This is a genomic window from Lacrimispora sp., from assembly GCF_047605665.1.
Lineage (GTDB): Bacteria > Bacillota > Clostridia > Lachnospirales > Lachnospiraceae > Lacrimispora.
On record NZ_JASGFH010000001.1, the window covers coordinates 250,244 to 267,745 of the forward strand.

The following is a 17,502-nucleotide window of genomic DNA, read 5'->3' on the forward strand; positions in this document are numbered from 1 at the left end:
GATGGAGCCAGCCGCTCATTTTATCACTTATGCCCTGTCCCGTCACCTCTGGGAACTGAGCCTGAACTTTCCTACTTCGTCGCGTAACGCTTCCGCCTGTGCGGACATCTCTTCACTGGTGGCGGAGTTTTCCTCGGCAGTGGCCGCATTGGTCTGAACCACGGCGGAAACCTGGCTAAGGCCCTGATTGATCTCCACAATTGCATTGGCCTGTTCCGCAGATGCCTCCTCGATCTTAGCCATGAGCTCTGTCACCTGTCTGGCGTTTATCCCCAGTTCCTGTAAAATCCGGGCAGTCTCTCCTGTAAGCTGAGCTCCCCTGGATACGGTTTCCACCGATCCCTGAATCAGCTCTGTCGTCTGTCTGGCTGCCTCTGCTGATTTGGCCGCAAGGCTGCGGACCTCATCAGCCACAACGGAAAAGCCTTTTCCCGCTTCTCCTGCACGGGCGGCTTCAATAGCAGCGTTTAAAGCCAGAATATTAGTCTGGAATGCGATATCTTCAATCACCTTTGTGATATTGGTGATCTGGCTGGAAGAGGAGCCGATATCCTCCATTGCGGCGGTAAGCTGTTCCATATGCCGGTTGCCTGCACTGACTCCCTCGCCCGCTTTCTCAGAATACTGAGCTGCCATTCTGACATTGGAGGAATTTTCCGCTGCCTGCTCTGCGATCCTGCCGATGGAAGCCGCCAGCTCTTCCACTGAAGCTGCCTGCTCCGTAGAGCCTGCCGCCAGAGCCTGAGCGCCGCTGGAAACCTGGGAAGCTCCGATGCTGACCTGTTCCGTCGCATTATTGATGGTGTGCATGGTCCGGTTCAAGACTGCAACCGTATTTTCAATGGTCCGTTTAATAAGAGCAAAATCACCTGGATAATCGGTATCGACATGAAGCTGCAAATCTCCCTGGGATATCTGGGTGAACTTCTTTATGACATCTTCAATGATAACGCCTTCCTGCCTGTTGGCTCCCCGGATGAGGGCTGCCATCTGTCCCATTTCATCCCGGCTTTCATAGGAGATATTGACCTGTTTATTGCCTTTAGCAATCTCCTTATAAACCTCTACGATCTCTTTAACCGGAGTTAAAATGGAGTTTCGGATGGCTGCAATCACGGCTGCTGCCAGCACAAGGGATACTGCCATACAGGAAATAATCAGCATCCAGGAGGTCCGGATGGAGTCCTGGGAGTCAGCATTCTGCTGCACTGCCCGGTCCTTTGCAGTTGTGGAAAAGCCCAGCAGGATGTCCATCGCCTGATCAATTCTCGGTTTATATTCCCCGCGGTACAATTCTTTAGCCTTCGTCTTATTGGCTGCCGAAGGGTCTGAAATAAGCTCGCTGATCTCCACCCTCCTGGCAGCGGCTTCCTTTATTACGGCGCGAAGATTTTCAATATCCTTGTCACGGTCACGGTTTCTCTGATTATTTTGGTAGGCATCCAGTTCCGCTACCACACTCTTTCCGTAATTGGCAGCCTGGTCAAAATGCGCCTTGGACACCTGGGCATCCTCTGTATCAATCCCTTCCAGCAGGTTGTAAAGAATGGCCTGCATACTCACCTGCATACTTCTCACACGCTCTGCATTGGGTACCGTATACGTTCCGTACAGGTTGACCTGTCGCCCGATGCTGTTGATGCTGTACAGGGAAATCACAGCAGACAACACCATCAATACCAGTACAATGCCAAATCCTGCGGTCAATTTTCTGCCCACGGTCAGGTTCTTCATAAAGCTGTCTTTTCGGGTCCCGGTTCCAAGTGTACTTCTCATAAAGGTACCTCCAAAATAGAATTATAGTATTCTCACTGCCTTTTATTCTTTCCTATAATCTACCACAAAAAATGACATTTTTCAACAATATCCCTTATCCCCCGAAGAAAAAAGGGATTCTATTCCACCCGGTTTCTGCCAAGGCTTTTTGCCTGGTATAAATTCCGGTCCACCAGCCTGATTACACCCTCGGCAGTGAGGCAGCCATCGTCCCCGCAGACCGCATACACTCCGAAGCTGCAGGTCATTTTAATGGCACTTCCTTCTATCAGAAATTCCCTTTTTTCTATTTCCGCCCGCATCCGCTCCGCCACCTTTCTGGCGGTTTCAAGGTCTGCTTTGGGCAGACAGATAAAAAATTCCTCCCCTCCGAATCTGGCTACCCAGTCTCTGTCCTTTCGTACAAACTTCTCCATCTCCCTGGAAAATTCCTTCAGCACCACGTCTCCCGCCGGATGGCCATAGGTGTCGTTTACCGCCTTAAAGAAATCGATGTCAGCGAAGACAACGGACAGCGGCTCATTTTTTAAAGCAGCGTTCCGCAAGTCCACCGGAAGCCTTTCGTCAATATATCTGCGGTTATATAACCCGGTCAGGGAATCCCTTACCGCTGCCTGTCCCATAAACTCGATCATGGATAAGTTATTCACTTCTCCGTCACTGTTTTTCTCCCCCAAAATCATGTTGCTTGAAGCGTCTTTGATGAGCTCAATGATCAGCCGCTTTCCCTCCAGCCATACGGGAACTGCGGTGATCATAAAAATCTGATTTTCCTTGTAGTCCATTTTATAAAAGATATCATCCTCATTGTATGCCCGCATGGAAATGCAATTTTGACACATCTGGCCTCTTTCCCAGAAGTCAAAGCACGTGGCATCTGACATGGTGAGTTTATCTTCTTCCGACTCGATCACTATTTTTTCCATCGGGTCTACAATCCGCATAATATCGTAGGTCTTTTCAAAAACCTTCATTTTATCAATCAGTGGCTTATATTTTTCCAAATTCATATTCCTCCCCGCGCTCATCAGCCTCTTTTGTCTCCCCGGCCAAGCTTAAACCTCTCAACCTCGCCCTGCAGCGCCAGAGCCTGAGCCGACATTTCTTCGCTGGTTGCCGAATTTTCCTCAGCAGTAGCCGCATTGGTCTGGACGACAGCGGAAACCTGGGAAAGTCCCAGCTTGATCTGTTCAATAGCCTCTGCCTGCTCCACAGAGGACCGCTCGATCTTTGCAATGCTCTGTTCCACCTTCTCAGCGCTTTCTTTGGCACGGTGCAGAACCTGGGCGGCCTGGAGGGCTATTCCAGACCCTTCCTCCACCGCTTCAGCCGAATGCTGGATCAGCCCTGCCGTCCGCTTTGCCGCTTCCGAGGACTTTGATGCCAGATTCCGGACCTCATCGGCCACAACGGCAAATCCCTTTCCTGCCTCTCCTGCCCGTGCAGCCTCAATAGCTGCATTCAGGGCCAGAATATTCGTCTGGAATGCAATATCTTCAATCACCTTGGTGATGCTTGTGATCTGGTCAGAGGAATCGCTGATGACTGCCATAGCCTCCGTAAGCTTTTTCATGAGGCCGTCGCTCTCGCTGATTCCGGCTCCCGCCTCTTCCACGTACTGTGCCGACAGTTTGACATTGGAGGAATTCTCAAACGCCTGTCCGGCTATCTTATCCACGGAAGCGCTCAGCTCCTCTGCCGAGGCGGCCTGTTCTGTAGCCCCTGCCGCAAGGTCCTGAGCTCCGTCTGAAACCTGACTGGCGCCGGTGTTCACCTGCTGTGCTGCCAAATGAATGAGAGAAAGGGTGGAAGAAAGGTTATGGACAGAGTCACCGATGGCTGTTTCAATCCGCTTAAAATCGCCGATGTAAGGCTGGGCCGGGCCTGTGGTGAGATCGCCTGCCGCAATCCGCTCCATGTTGCTGGTGATGTCCTCCACATAGAGGGAAAGAGTTCTGATGGAGCTTTCAATGCTTCCGGAAAGCTCTCCGATCTCATCCCTGCTGTTAATACGGGGAGTTTCTTCCGTTAAATTTCCTTCTGCAAGCAGCTTCATCCGTTTTGTAATCGTAATAAGAGGGTCTGCAATCCTTCCTGCAAACAAAACCGCTGCCACAATGCCGGAAATCAGCATGAGGATAGAAACCGCTGCCAGGGAAAAGCCGATCGTACGGATGGAAGAAGTCATCTCTTTCACCGGAGCCACTGCCCCCAGATACCAGCCGCTGCCTCCGCTCACCGGAGAATGGTAGCAGATTCGCTCAACACCTGCATAGGAATACGTATCCACGCCCACAGCTCCGGTGATCATCTTGGAATACACCCTTGCTGCCGATGCATAATTTTTATCTGTCTTTGACATCTCGATAAAATTCTGCTGTTTCTGGACGAGCTCCGGCCTCATATTGGCGATCATGGTTCCGGTGCTGTCTATGATGAAAACATTTCCTGACTTTCCGACCCGCAAATCTGCAATCAGGCTGCTTAAATACATTCCGTCCATTCCCGCAATCAAAACCTTTCCTCCCATAGGAGTATAGATCTGGCTGACAAAAACTCCATTGCTGTCAGCGGAAGGAGAAGTGATCACCGTTTCTCCCCCCAGAGCCCTGTTAAAAAGCTCCTGGGAAACCACGCCGGTCCCTTCATAGCCGTCAGGCCCCTTTGTGATCGTGCCGCTCTCATCGGCAACAGCGAGATACAGCCAGCCGTTCTCATCGGCAATGCCCTGTAACTCTGCCCCAGAAGCCGACGAAAGATCAGATTCCGCTTCATGCTCCAGATCACCGGCCACACCTTCTATTTTTCCGGAAATAGCCAGGTCCGCAACAGCGCCCAGGGATGTGAGGTCAGCCCTGACATTTTTCAAAATCCCCTGATAGCTGGTGAGAAGCCCGGTGACCATATTGACAGCCGTTAAAACTAAAACCAGAAGTCCTGTAAAAAGGATCAGTTTAAATTTAATCGAAATCTTCTTTCTCTCTTTTCCTTTGCTTTCCATCATAAAACCCTCAACGCTTTCCTAAAGCGGTTCCCGCTTCAATTTTTCTGTTGTAAACCATTCTTCAACCTTATCCGCATCGTTTGGTCTGGCAAAATAATAGCCCTGAATATAATCGCACCCCATTTCTTCAAGGAGCTGCTTCTGCTCCGCTGTCTCCACTCCCTCAGACACCACCTTTAAATTCAGCCCATGGGCCAGCTCTGTGATGCTGCGTATTACCTGGTTCTCCGTTTCCCTTTCCATGGCCTTTCCTAAAAATGATTTGTCAATTTTTAAAACATCAATGGGCAGGGCCGTTAAGTAGTTGAGAGATGAATACCCCGTTCCGAAATCATCCAGGGCGATGCTGATGCCAAGGGCTCTGAATTTTTTAAGGGTCTCAATATTGTCCTTTGAAAACTCCAAAAGCACGCTTTCCGTGATCTCAAGCTCCAGCCTGTCCACCGGAAAACCGGTTTCAGCCAAAGCTTCCTTTACAAAGTCATAAAAGCTTTCATTATGAAGCTGGTATGCGGAAATGTTGACAGACATCTTTCCAAACTGATATCCTTTTTCAATCCAGGATTTTCCCTGAATACAGGCATTTTTCAGTATCCAGTTCCCCAGAGGGATGATCAGTCCCGTGTATTCTGCCACCGTAATGAATTCAAGAGGAGAAATCATGCCCAGCTCCTCAGAACGAAGCCTTGCCAGGGCCTCCACGCCTCTGATCTCATTCTCCCGCAAATCCTGCTGAAGCTGGTAGTAAATGATCAGGCTGTCCTTGTCCAGGGCCTCCCTGATACACGCCTCAATGCTGGACTTTCTGATGATGTCATCGTGCATCTGGGCATCGTAAATGCAGTATTGATTTTTTCCGCTCTCCTTTGCCTTATTAAGGGCTGTATCCGCATTGCGCAGCACATCGCTTGCGGTCTGCCTGCATTCAAAGCAGTGGACCACTCCGATGCTGACAGAGAGATAAACCGACTTTTTCATCAGGGAAAACGGATTGTTAAAGATGCGCAGAATGCTCTGGCAGATGGCCTCCACCTCTTCCAGCTCATCGTAATTTCTGATCAGGATCAAGAACTCATCTCCGCCGAATCTGGCCACCAGATTTTCCGGCCCTGCGATCTGGGTCAGCCTGCTGGCTGCCAGATTGAGAAGCTGGTCGCAGACCTCTAAGCCCAGGAGGTCATTGTGGTTCTTGAAATTATCCAGGTCAATCATTAAAATCGAATACTTCCCCGGCTCCTCTTCCATGGCTTTCAGCGTATCTTCAAGGATGCTCATGAACCGGACCTTATTGGGCAGTCCTGTCAGCATATCGTAAAATGCCATGTATTCTATTTTCGATTCCCTTTGCTTTCGTTCCTCAATATTGGACACTGCTCCCGCTATTTTATTGGGAACATTGGTCTCGTCAAAGTAAATCTTTCCCCGGTTTAAAACCCAGGTATAGCTGCCATCCTTGTTTTTTATGCGGTATTCCTTCTGGAATTCCCGGACCAGACCCTTTAAGCACATCTCAAAGGTCTCCAGCAGGTCCTGATAATCCTCCCGGTGGATATTCTCCTCCTGGATAATGGCACCAAAGCCCTGTCCTTTCAGCTCATTTCCTGTGATATCGAGCCATTTATCTGAGGTGATTACCTCATCTGTAAAGAGATTCCACTCCCAAAGCGCGTCATTGGCGCTTGCAAGAGCCAGGGTGTAGCTTTCCTTCAGCTTTTCCAGTTCCTTATGGAGGCTGGCAAGGTGCTGGATGTCCTCATCCTTTTTGAAAAGGTCTGCCTGCAAAAAAATGAGAGTTCCCACCAGAAGGAGTACCATAAGCGGAACCAGCCAGATGATTGCCTCTCCCCCCTCCGGTATGTTTTCCTTCCACAGGCTCACCAGCCAGTAATTATCCATGACCGGAACCCGGATGGTGTGTACCGATCTGCCTTTTGCAGCGGAATCCTCCTGGATAATCCCTCCCTTTCTGTCATAAATGCTGATATGGTAGGAAGAAGGAATCACTTCATCAATCATGGTGTTTATGTAAGATTTTAAGTCAAAGACAACCACGAAAAAGCCGTCAAACTGTTCTTCTTTGTAGAGAGGATACCGGATGACCAGACCAAGCATATCCTCGCTCCCCTGAAGAATAAAGGGGTCATTGACCGTTGTGATCCTTTGCCCAATGGCCTTATTGATGGCCTCTTCCACCTCCGGGCGCCCTTTTAAGGTAGCGCCTATGGTATAGGCATAAGTATCCGGAAATACCATGTCTGTGATGGTGTCCTTGTCTTTATGCTGAATGTAAAGGATATCGGGATTTTCTTTCATATATTGAGCTGCCAGAATGTCAAACTTCTGCTTGTCAATACTGTGATCAATTTCGTAGTTATAGGATAATGAGGCCAGAATGCCCTCTGTTATAGAGACATGCTGCTGCACAGAATAGGAAACGGATTGTCCAATACTGGAAAGAAGGTAACTGTTCTTTGTCTCCTGATAGCGAAAAAGAAGGAAAACAATCGTTATAAAAATCACCAACATAGTCACTGCCTGTAAAGTAATATACCTGAAATATTTATTTTTCATCATAACTCACCCCCGGTGCCCAACCGCACCGTACCTCTCCGGATATACATAAAAGGCAATCCACTATACAAAACTACAGCAGATCACCTTTTTCCCATACCCGATAATGCAGTATATGTTTGCTGCATAAGCATTTTGTATTCAGTTCCGATTTTTCCCGTTAAAATATTATCACAACATATGTATCATCTATAATTTACCATAAAATGCAATTTATTTCAACATATTATAGTATCGGAATCTCAATCTATCACGAGAGCCGTTCTGCTTCTTTATACAGGCAGATGCGGTTGCGTCCGCTGTTCTTGGCTTTATAAAGGGCGCAGTCCGCCTGGATCAGCATATCTTCCAGACTGTGAGAGCTTCCGGCAGGAGAATATGCCATTCCGATGCTGACAGTGACCTTTAAATGATTGTCCTGACAGGGAATGGAGGTATTTTCAATGATCTTTCGGAGCCTTTCCACCAGGAGGTCCATTTTCCCCGATGAGATGTTTTCCAGCAGAGCAACGATTTCCTCGCCTCCATAGCGGCCTGTGAGATCGTTCTTGCGGAAATGGCCCTTCACAATGACCGCAATGGTTTCCAGCACAATATCGCCGCAGGAATGGCCGTAAGTATCATTCACCAGCTTAAAATTATCGAGATCAATCATCAGCAGCCCGTAAGAATTGTTTTTTGCGTTGTCCTCACCCAGTTTAAAATTGGCATGATCAAAGAAAGTGGCCCTGTTGTAAATATGCATCAGAGGATCAAAGGTGGCTTTGCCGTAGAGCTGCTTCAACTGGTTTTCCTTGTCCGTAATGTCGTGGAACACGATGCAGATGCCGCTGTTTTTGCTGTTTTGCAGAATCTGGGTCTGGGTTATCCTATAAAAACGCATTTCCCCGTCGATCTGAAGGGCCAGCTCGCTCTCCCGTTCAAACCGCTTCACCTGCTCCATTGTTTCGCCGGGCTGAAGGGTGTTCAGTTCAGGAAAAAGCTGCTTGGCCGCCTGGTTTGCGTCCAGAAAGGTGAAGTCCCTGCCGCAGACAATAAAGGCATCTGTCATGGATTCGATCACCTGGGCCCTGGCTAAGGGCACCACATTCAACAGGTTCTGACTTCGGACGGAATAAAGAAGCAGGGCCGTGGAAACGGCAACCGCAAAAGGGTTTATGTCAAGCCTGAGAGAATGATAGGAAAAAGTGTGGTAAATATTGACCGCAAGAGGAATCAGGATGGATACCAGAAGGCAGAGATTCTGGTGCCTCTGCTGCCTGCTCCCTTCTTTTAAGTTCTTAATAATACGGTGGAGAGTCAAAGTGACCAGCACGAAATTATACCCCGTCGCTATGTAACTCATGGGACCGGCATATCCGTGACAGTTTGCGATGGAGCCGTTCCGGAAATATTCAATATGGGTATAATGCAGCTTTACCAGCGGAAATGCCTGAATTGTAAACTCGTTAAACAGCGGGAGGGCAAAGAGCAGGATGTACATGCGGCGGCCAAACCGCTTTTCTCCATAGACATCCCGCAGAAAAAGATAATTCAGTATGACAATAAAGGGAGTTCCCATCTTCTGCACCCGGACACCCACAAAAGCCGATTCCAGTGTAGGCGAAATGATTTCCAGAAGATATCCTGCCGCATACAAAAACGTGCAGACAGACGAAAAAATCAGGAAAAAGGCTCTTTCAGAATTATAATTGGCAACAGCATATATCATCAGAACAACGGAAGCTATGACTGCAATAAGCATGAACCAAACGTGTATATCCATTAATCTAAAACCTCCTTTTGGCAGTCACGTAATCACAAACATAAGCGCTTATTCAAGTTCCTTATCCTTATTCAGCAGATTCACCATTTCTTCCATGGGAAGAGGTTTGCTGAAATAATACCCCTGAATCATGTGGCAATTATGCTTTTTTAAATACATTAGCTGATTTTCTGTTTCCACGCCTTCCGCTACAATGGACAGGCCCAGCTTGCGCCCGATCATAATAATCATGCTGGTAAGGGAAGTTCCGTCACTGTCATTTAAAATGGTGTCTACAAAAATTTTGTCAATTTTAAGCGTATTGATGGGGATATGGGTCAAATAGCTGAGGGAGGAGTATCCTGTGCCAAAGTCATCAAGGGCGATCCTGATTCCCTTTTCCCTCAATTCCATCAGCTTGTCCTTGATTCCCTCATAGGACTCGATCAGCACAGATTCTGTGATCTCCAGTTCAACGTATTCAGGCTCCACACCTGCCTGGGAAAGTATTTTTATGACCTTTTCCGTAAAGTCCTGCTGCATCAGCTGAATGATAGAAACGTTTACGGAAACGGACAGTCCGGTGTACCCCTGATTATGGAGCTCTTTTAAAAATTTGCATGCATTTAATAAAACCCAGTCTCCGATGGGATTGATTAAGTTGGTCTCCTCTGCGATGCTGATAAATTTCAAAGGAGAAACAGAGCCCAGGTTTTCATTGTTCCACCGCAGCAGCGCTTCCATAGCGTGAATTTTTCCTGTCTCAAGGTCCATCTGGGGCTGATAGCAAAGGCTGAATTCATCCCGCTCCAAAGCCGTGCGCAGCTCACTTTCCAGGGTCATCCGCTCCTGGACCTTCATATCCATGTCGCGGGTATAGAAAATATACCGGCCATGGGCGATTGATTTCGCCTTATACATGGCCATATCCGCACACTTTAAGAGAGTATCCACGTCACTTCCATGAACCGGGTACAGTGCAATTCCCAGGGATACGGTGATCGTTAAGGTACATTCCGGCAGCTTAAAGGAGTGGCTGAAGGATTGAATCACCGATTCTGCAATAGCCGTGATTTCATCAATGGTTTCATACTGGTGAATGAATATAATGAACTCATCCCCGCCGATCCGGTAAACGGACTGGCTGCTGCTTGATAAGTCCAACAGCCGTTTGCCGATTTCCGATATGAGCTTATCGCCGCAGACGTGGCCTAAGGTATCATTTATGTACTTAAAATTATCAATATCGATAAACATGAGAGCCTTTTTCTGCTCCGGACATCCGGCCAGCTCCCGCTTCACTTTCTCATAAAATGCAGTTCTGTTGGGAAGATGGGTCAGGTAATCCTCATAGGCAAGGCGCATCAATTCATCTTCGTAATTTTTCAGCTCCGATATATCCGTATGGGAACCGGCGCTTCGTATGATTTTACCTGTATCGTCAAAAATCAGTCTGGCTTTTGACAAAATCCAGCGGTAACCGCCATCCTTGTAACGCAGCCGGTATTCGCATAGATAATTGGGGTCTCTGTTGATCCGGTTTTCTTCCAGCTTCTGAAAAACTTTTGGCGCATCCTCCGGATGGATCAGGGACAACCAGCTTTCATATTCCAGCAAGTCCTGCTTGGTGTAGCCGGTGATCTCAAACCAGCGTTCGGAAAAATTCCTCTCTCCCCGTTTTTCATCCCATATTCCATCATTTGCAGTCTCTGAAATCAGCCTGTATCTCTCTTCGCTTTCCTTGAGCATCTCGATCTGCTTTTGCAGCTTCTGCTCCGATGCTGTCAGCTTTTCATGAAAATCCCTCATCTCTTTATAGTAATTCAACAACTCAATATTGATGGATTGTATCTTCAAAAACGACGATTTGATCAAAAAATACAGCATAATGGCGGTGATCACCACATACAGCCAGCCCTTTGCCATGCTGATGGCCGATACCAGTTCCTTATTTGTAACAAAATCAAGAAGAAGCCTGTCGGAAAACAGTATCCACAGGACTCCCATGATCAAGTATAAGGCAGTGATTTTTAAGGCTATTTTCTCAGGCTGGATTTCATCGGGACAGTCTGCGGTGCGCAGAAAGGCGCCGGGGAGCTGAAATCTTACCATACCTTTTTTAGTTTTTTCTCTTTCGTCCATACCATACCGCCTTTCCATATCACGGGCATGAGACTTTCTGACAAAGCCTGCGCCGATACTTCCCCCTGCACTTATTATATCGGCTGTTTTCGGTTAATTTGTAATAATCTGCAAGGTCATCCTAATTATACCAATAATTTGTTCAGAAAGATATTACTGCTTTGCAAAAAAACAGAAAAATTTGTCGATTATTTCTCCAGCTTCTTCTCACACCACTCCGCCAGCACACATTCCCCGCATCTGGCCTTTCTGGATGTGCATACCGACCTGCCATGATAGATGAGCTGGAAATTAATCCGGTTCCAGTATTCCTGGGGCAAAACCTTCTGCAGCTCCAGCTCCACTTCCACCGGATTTTTCCCCGATGCCCAGCCCAGACGCCTGGAAATCCGGAACACGTGGGTATCCACAGTAACCCCCGGAACTCCATAAGCATCCGCTAAAAATAAAGTGGCCGTCTTTCTCCCCACCCCGGCCAGTGCCAGAAGCTTATCAATATCCTGAGGCACTTCACCGCCGTATTCTTCTGCGATCTGGGCGCAGCATTTCTTCAAATTTTTCGCTTTGTTCTTATAAAGCCCGACAGAACGTATGGAAGCTTCGATTTCCTCCAAAGGGGCTTCTGCCACCTGTTCCACCGTCTGAAAACGCCGGTAGAGAAAGGGAGTAGCCTCTTCCACCTGCTTATCCGTGCTCTGGGCGCTGAGCATGATTGCCGCCAGAAGCTGCCAGGGCTGCTGATAATAAAATCCGTCCTTTGTCACCCCATAAACACGGTCTAAAGTATCCAGTATATTTTTAATCTGTTCTTTTTTCATTCGTATTATCTCCTGTTTTATTTTCCCGTCTCACCTGGTTCAAACAGCCGGAAGGTGCCGTATTCCCCGTCATATCCGGGGCTCCACTCCACAGCTCCCTCTCTCAGCCGCCTGATTCCCTCAGTAATCAAACCGCCTGCGGCGGTGCTGATTTCCTGGAGGGAAAGGTCCCTCAATATATGAAATTCCGGCCCTAATTTCTTCACCATGGACTCATACTGGCTCTGAACCTTTTTGCTTGCAGGGGAATACCCCACACAGGCTGCAATGACCTCAGGCAGGGGAATCAGCTTTTCAAAGTATTTTCCCTCTCCAATCAGTTCTCCTTCCTTTCGGTCAGCCAGCTGTTCGATCCGGTGGAACACCCCGGTAGTCAGCTTCCGCCCGCATACGGGACACTTGCCGGCGTATTGCTTTGCTTCCTCAGGGGAAAGACAAAGATTGCATTTCCTGTGGCCGTCATAGTGGTACTTTCCCTCTTCCGGAAAGAATTCAATGGTTCCTTTCAGCCCTTCTCCCTTTTGAACCGCATTCCAGAGGCCGGTATAGGACAAATCGATATCCATAAGATTTCCCTCCCTCCCCAATTTGGCTGGAGAATGGGCATCGGAATTGGATATGAGCTGAAAACGGTCCAGGGCAGACCACGCTCTTATCATGGATGGGTCCGAAGAGAGGCCTGTCTCCAGGGCATGAACATAAGGCGTCAAATCCTCAAAACACTCCTCAATGGAATCAAAGCCGGAAAATGCTCCGAACAGTGAAAAATGAGGCGTCCAGATATGTGCCGGAATATAAATGGCCTGGGGACAGGTGTCCAGAACAATTTCCAAAAGATCACGGCAGTCCAGTCCCAAAATGGGCCTTCCGTCTGAATGGAGGTTTCCTATGGCTTCCAGCTTCTCAGCCAGCGCCCCGGCCTCTTCCAGGCCCGGAAGAAGGATGATGCTGTGAACCTTTCTCACCCTCCCGTTTTTCTTATAAATAGAGCTGATTTCTCCTGAAACCACGAACCTGGGAGCAGGAAATTCAGTCCCATACTCACCGTCTCTGAGAAATTCTTCTTTTAATCGATAAAGCCCTTCTTCTGCGGGAACCAGCTTTTCCTTTAATTCCTCCCGCCAGCCCCGGTGGGTGAAGTCACCGGTTCCAAGGATGTCAATTCCTTTGCGCCTTGCCCACAAATCTAAATATTCCGGAGTACAGTCCTTACTGGTCGCTCTGGAATAATGGGAATGGATGTGTAAATCCGCTATATACATAAATACCACCTGCTTTTGTCAATTTATGCTTTATTATATCGTTTTCAAGAAGGGCATGCAAGGAGTAAACATTTCCTTTGGTTCTTATGCCAAGGGGATGAAAAAAGCACAAAAGCGATACAGCTCCTGTGCCCTTTTAACTTTATGTTTTTATCCCTGCCTGTCTAATTAATCAATGATATCCAGGTCCTTGGCCGAAATAATCGGGATATTAAAGCAGCCTACGATTATGACGACAAACAGGGGTAAAAAGGGTGTAAATAAATTTAATTTTACTCTTTCTTTTTCACTGCTCATGAAAACTCCTCCCACACTGCTTTATTAAGCCGAACGCTTATGTTTTACCACTATAAACCAATATAACATTAACGCAAACAAGTGTTTGATAGGCAGAGGGCTGAGTCGTGGGAGGGATTTTTTATCTCAGATAATCAAAAGCGATTCTTGAGCTTCCGTCTTCCACATATATGGTTCCGCATTTTAAAAACCCGTTTTTTTGAATCAGGTGCTTCATGACTTCATTATTTTCGTGAGTATCGATTCGAAGGTGAGGGCTTTGTTCCTTGCAGTAATCAATGCATTTTGTGAATACACCCCGTTCCGTTCCATCGCTGGCGATCCTGTGAATGGTGCCATAGGGTGCTGCAGACCTCCAGGAACCGTTTTCTATGTATTCATAGGTGGGGTCATCTCCTGAGATAAAGGCAAATACTCCATGGATTACGTCCTGATTTGTATAGACGTAAAGGCGTTGTTTTTTAATATCGTCTTTGAGCATTTCTTCAGGGGGAAAGGTATTGCCCCATTGGGTTGGGTTTCCGTTGTCAGCCATAAACTTTCTGGCAATTTCGTATACTCTTAAGATTGAGGGAAGGTCCTGGGGAGAGGCGTGTCTAATCATGTTTGTGTCCTTTCTTTGGCATGTTTGAGGTTTTTATTGCAAAGAGCCTTATGTTTTTTAATTTAAGATTCTTTATTTGCTACGGCTTTTCATAGTTACGGTAAATTATGAAGAGGATTTGGATTCCAGATATTCCTTTAAGATAACCGCGTGGTTAACTTGAGGGTCTTTTGCCCCATAGAGCAAGGTAACCGTGTTTTCCTCACTTTGAAGAATGATCTGGCGGGCGGCGGCCTGTGCTTCGGCATTTGAATCCAATTCCGCGCGGTAGAGCATGGCGAATTTTTCAAAGTTTTCTGCTTTATGCCCAAACCATGTCCGAAGCTGGCTGCTGGGAGCAAGCTGTTTTATCCAACCGTCCAAGTGTGCATTCTCTTTGGAAACGCCTCGCGGCCATAGGCGGTCTATCAGAAAACGGAGACCGTCAGTTTCCTGGAAGGGATCATAGATTCGTTTTGTTTGCAGTGGCATGTCATGCGGCCCCCTTTCTGCCTTAGGTTTTTTAATAATTCCGCTAAGCTGTATTAATTATAACATGACAGCTTATATTTTTCGATGTCCAGTTTTAGAAAAATATAAGCCGCTCTTATGGGTGCACTGGAATGTCTACGAAGCGTAGATTGTTTATAAGGTACATAACCGTTAAAATAAAATCGCGGTGAGCAAAGAAACAAAAATAACAAAAGATTGCTGAAACAATATTCCGTTTAAATAACAACGCGAGGAGAATACAAAAATGAACGAAAAAATAGTAATGACTGCGGACGGATACGACCGCATAGATGGCAGAAATGCTTATCAGTCGGAAATTAAAAAGCTGACTTTGGGGGCTCCTGTATTGGAGGAAAATAAGAAAATGCAGATTGCGGCCCAAATCTGGAAGGAAGACAGTGATGGTCAGTTGAACATGGATACAGAGCTGCCAATCCATCAGATATTTGACTTGATGATTTTTTTAAGCCGCACACTTTTGCACTTTCGGGAAGCTTACCGGCTTCCTCTGCTATACGATCCTGAAAACCCTTCTGTGGAGCGCGTAGGCATACAAGGCGGCGTAATGCCCATTGCCGTTTGCACGGAAAATCCGAATATTAATGAAGACATTCAGGCATTTTCCCAGGCGCTTAATGATTTAGGAGAAATGAATGGGGAACGTATGCGTGTGCTCACACGGATTTTAGAAGAAATGGAGTATTATTAAAAATGGAGAATCAAATGATTCTGTCTCCGCTCAGGCAACTGACAGAGGCTGAAAAGAAACTTGTTTGGAAAAAACCACTGTCGTATATTGAAAGTGAGGCAGAACGCCGAATCTGTGCGGAAATCAAACGAAACTGGCACAGCCAGGAAATGAAAATCACAAATATTCTGTTGGAGGGAGATGCAGGTTCGGGAAAAACCCAGCTTGCAAAAGCGCTCTCCTCTGATTTCGGATTGCCCTATACAAAAATCACCTGCTTTGCAGATATGGATAAATCCGATATCCTCGGCTCTATCCTGCCGGTTTTGCCGGAAGACCGCCATAGCGCAGGAGAAGTGAGCTATCAATTCTATCCTTCCGAAATTGTCCGTGCTTATGAAAACGGCTGGCTGTTGGAAATCCAGGAGCCTACCGTCATACGGGATGCCGCCGTGCTGATGGCGCTGAACTCTGCGTTGGAGCCGGATGGCAGTATCAACCTTCCTACCCGCATCGTCCACCGGCATCCGGATTTTATTGCTGTGATTACAACCAACAGAGGATACAACGGGTGCCGCCCTCTAAATGAGGCCCTGCGGGACAGAATTCAGCATACCGAAAAAATGGACTTGCCGCCAAAAGCAGTTATGATGGAGAGAGCCGCCGCTAAAACGGGATATTCCAATGAAGCAGTATTGTCTCTTTTAGCTGATACGATCATCACCCTGGACGAAACAGCCAGGGCCAATGCCATCAAAGGTGTGGCGGGTATGCGCTCCTACCTGTTTTGGATTGATGCAGCCGCAAGCGGAGCCTCGCTTCGGGATTCCATGTATCATAAAGTGATTTATAAAATTACCACTGATCCGGGGGAAATTTCTATTTTGGAACAGGCTTTATCTGTAAAAAGAATATTGGAACAGTTGGAGCAGCAGGAACAGGCGCAGACACTCAGCCAGGAAATTCAAAATTCTGATGTGATGGAGTTGCTTTTATCCGAAGACGGACAGTATTTTGGAAGCGAAGAAGAAACGCCTGCTGATCCCCATGCGGTGCGTCTGCGCAAATCCAGGAACAGTCAGGGGCATTCCGATCAGACGTCCCATAATACAGCGGAGAAAACCCAAAGCAGTGATAACGGGGAAGACGAGGCGCCCATTTATCACGAAATGGAGCCGGGAAACCTTACAAAACAGCAAAAAACGGATTTCCGAAAAAAGCTTAACCAGCAAGCCCGTGAAAGTGTAAAGGGAAGCATTCACCGGCATGTAAAACTGATTGTCCACCGTCCTGAAACCACGGAGGAAAACAAGATTGAATACAGGAAGCAGGTGTCTCATCTTATGCCTGTGATCAGGGAACTCATTCAAAAAACAACGCCTCTTTTGGAACACGAAACCGCAAGCGAATTTGCAGCGGCACAATTATACGGCACAAACTTTTGCGCAAACCGTATTGCAGCTCAGGACTTCCGGTACTTTGCAAGAAAACGCCCGCCTGAGGAAGACCCTTCCCTTGCCGTAGCCCTCCGCATAGACGAATCGGCATCCATGTCGGTTTTCGGCCGGTTAGATGCCGCAAAACAGGCGGCGATTGCCTTATATGAATTTTGCCATGGCTGTCATACCCCTGTCATGATTTACGGTGATACTGCTGACCGTTCACCCATGGAACAAATGTCACTTTACTCTTATGCAGAGTTTGACAGCAAAGACCCTGATGAAAAATATTCTTTGATTAACATTCAGGGAAGAAGCAACAACCGGGACGGCATGGCAGTCAGAATTATTGCAGACCGGTTATTGACTGCTCCGCAGAAAACAAAACTGTTCATCAGCATCAGCGACGGACAGCCGAAAGCCATGCCGGACTATACGGGTGATCTGGCCGTTGCAGATATGAAAAACACCTTGCAGGAATACCGGCGCAAGGGTGTTCTCTTTCTTGCCGCTGCTATCGGACAGGATAAAGAAATCATCAGTGATATTTACGGAAATGAAAACACACTGGATATTACTGATCTCAAACAGCTTCCTGCGCGGCTGGTTCAAATTATTGCAAGGTATCTGTAGGATGTACACCATGTTTCTTATGGGCAAGGCCA

Annotated in this window: 12 protein-coding genes and 1 pseudogene; 2 read left to right on the forward strand and 11 right to left on the reverse strand. The window is 47.3% G+C overall.

Annotation, left to right across the window (positions count from 1 at the left end):
• Nucleotides 1-42: 42 nt before the first annotated feature.
• The 11 genes and pseudogenes from QM657_RS01220 to QM657_RS01270 form a co-directional block, all read right to left on the reverse strand.
• Nucleotides 43-1,776: a methyl-accepting chemotaxis protein gene (locus QM657_RS01220; RefSeq protein WP_415064696.1), complete on the reverse strand. Its 1,734-nt coding sequence runs from the start codon at nucleotides 1,774-1,776 to the stop codon at nucleotides 43-45.
• Nucleotides 1,777-1,895: 119 nt separating this feature from the next.
• Nucleotides 1,896-2,780, reverse strand: a complete 885-nt coding sequence (locus QM657_RS01225; RefSeq protein WP_415064697.1) for a GGDEF domain-containing protein — start codon at nucleotides 2,778-2,780, stop codon at nucleotides 1,896-1,898.
• A gap of 23 nt (nucleotides 2,781-2,803) precedes the next feature.
• A complete protein-coding gene (locus QM657_RS01230; protein ID WP_415064698.1) occupies nucleotides 2,804-4,780 on the reverse strand; it encodes a methyl-accepting chemotaxis protein in 1,977 nt (658 codons plus the stop codon).
• 18 nt (nucleotides 4,781-4,798) lie between these two features.
• Nucleotides 4,799-7,354 (reverse strand): EAL domain-containing protein, encoded by a 2,556-nt coding sequence (locus QM657_RS01235; RefSeq protein WP_415064699.1) that lies wholly within the window; start codon nucleotides 7,352-7,354, stop codon nucleotides 4,799-4,801.
• Nucleotides 7,355-7,601: 247 nt separating this feature from the next.
• Nucleotides 7,602-9,116 carry a diguanylate cyclase gene (locus tag QM657_RS01240; RefSeq protein WP_415064700.1) on the reverse strand — a complete coding sequence of 505 codons (1,515 nt, stop codon included), beginning with the start codon at nucleotides 9,114-9,116 and terminating at the stop codon, nucleotides 7,602-7,604.
• 48 nt (nucleotides 9,117-9,164) lie between these two features.
• Entirely contained in the window at nucleotides 9,165-11,237 is a 2,073-nt protein-coding gene (locus tag QM657_RS01245; protein WP_415064701.1) for a putative bifunctional diguanylate cyclase/phosphodiesterase, read from the reverse strand.
• A gap of 188 nt (nucleotides 11,238-11,425) precedes the next feature.
• Nucleotides 11,426-12,055 (reverse strand): endonuclease III, encoded by a 630-nt coding sequence (gene nth, locus QM657_RS01250; RefSeq protein ID WP_415064702.1) that lies wholly within the window; start codon nucleotides 12,053-12,055, stop codon nucleotides 11,426-11,428.
• Between the two features lie 29 nt (nucleotides 12,056-12,084).
• A pseudogene (locus tag QM657_RS01255) lies at nucleotides 12,085-13,317 on the reverse strand (endonuclease Q family protein); the annotation flags it as partial.
• Nucleotides 13,318-13,485: 168 nt separating this feature from the next.
• Nucleotides 13,486-13,614, reverse strand: coding sequence for a hypothetical protein (locus QM657_RS01260; RefSeq protein WP_415064703.1), 129 nt, complete (start codon nucleotides 13,612-13,614; stop codon nucleotides 13,486-13,488).
• A gap of 121 nt (nucleotides 13,615-13,735) precedes the next feature.
• Entirely contained in the window at nucleotides 13,736-14,218 is a 483-nt protein-coding gene (locus tag QM657_RS01265; RefSeq protein WP_415064704.1) for an N-acetyltransferase, read from the reverse strand.
• 105 nt (nucleotides 14,219-14,323) lie between these two features.
• The gene (locus tag QM657_RS01270; protein ID WP_415064705.1) at nucleotides 14,324-14,689 is read right to left on the reverse strand and encodes a DUF488 domain-containing protein; all 366 of its coding nucleotides are present in this window, start codon (nucleotides 14,687-14,689) and stop codon (nucleotides 14,324-14,326) included.
• Between the two features lie 265 nt (nucleotides 14,690-14,954).
• On the opposite strand from QM657_RS01270, the gene QM657_RS01275 reads away from it, so the two are divergent.
• Both QM657_RS01275 and QM657_RS01280 read left to right on the forward strand, forming a co-directional pair.
• Nucleotides 14,955-15,419: a DUF6530 family protein gene (locus QM657_RS01275; protein WP_415064706.1), complete on the forward strand. Its 465-nt coding sequence runs from the start codon at nucleotides 14,955-14,957 to the stop codon at nucleotides 15,417-15,419.
• Between the two features lie 2 nt (nucleotides 15,420-15,421).
• Nucleotides 15,422-17,470, forward strand: coding sequence for an AAA family ATPase (locus QM657_RS01280; RefSeq protein ID WP_415064707.1), 2,049 nt, complete (start codon nucleotides 15,422-15,424; stop codon nucleotides 17,468-17,470).
• Nucleotides 17,471-17,502 lie beyond the last annotated feature (32 nt).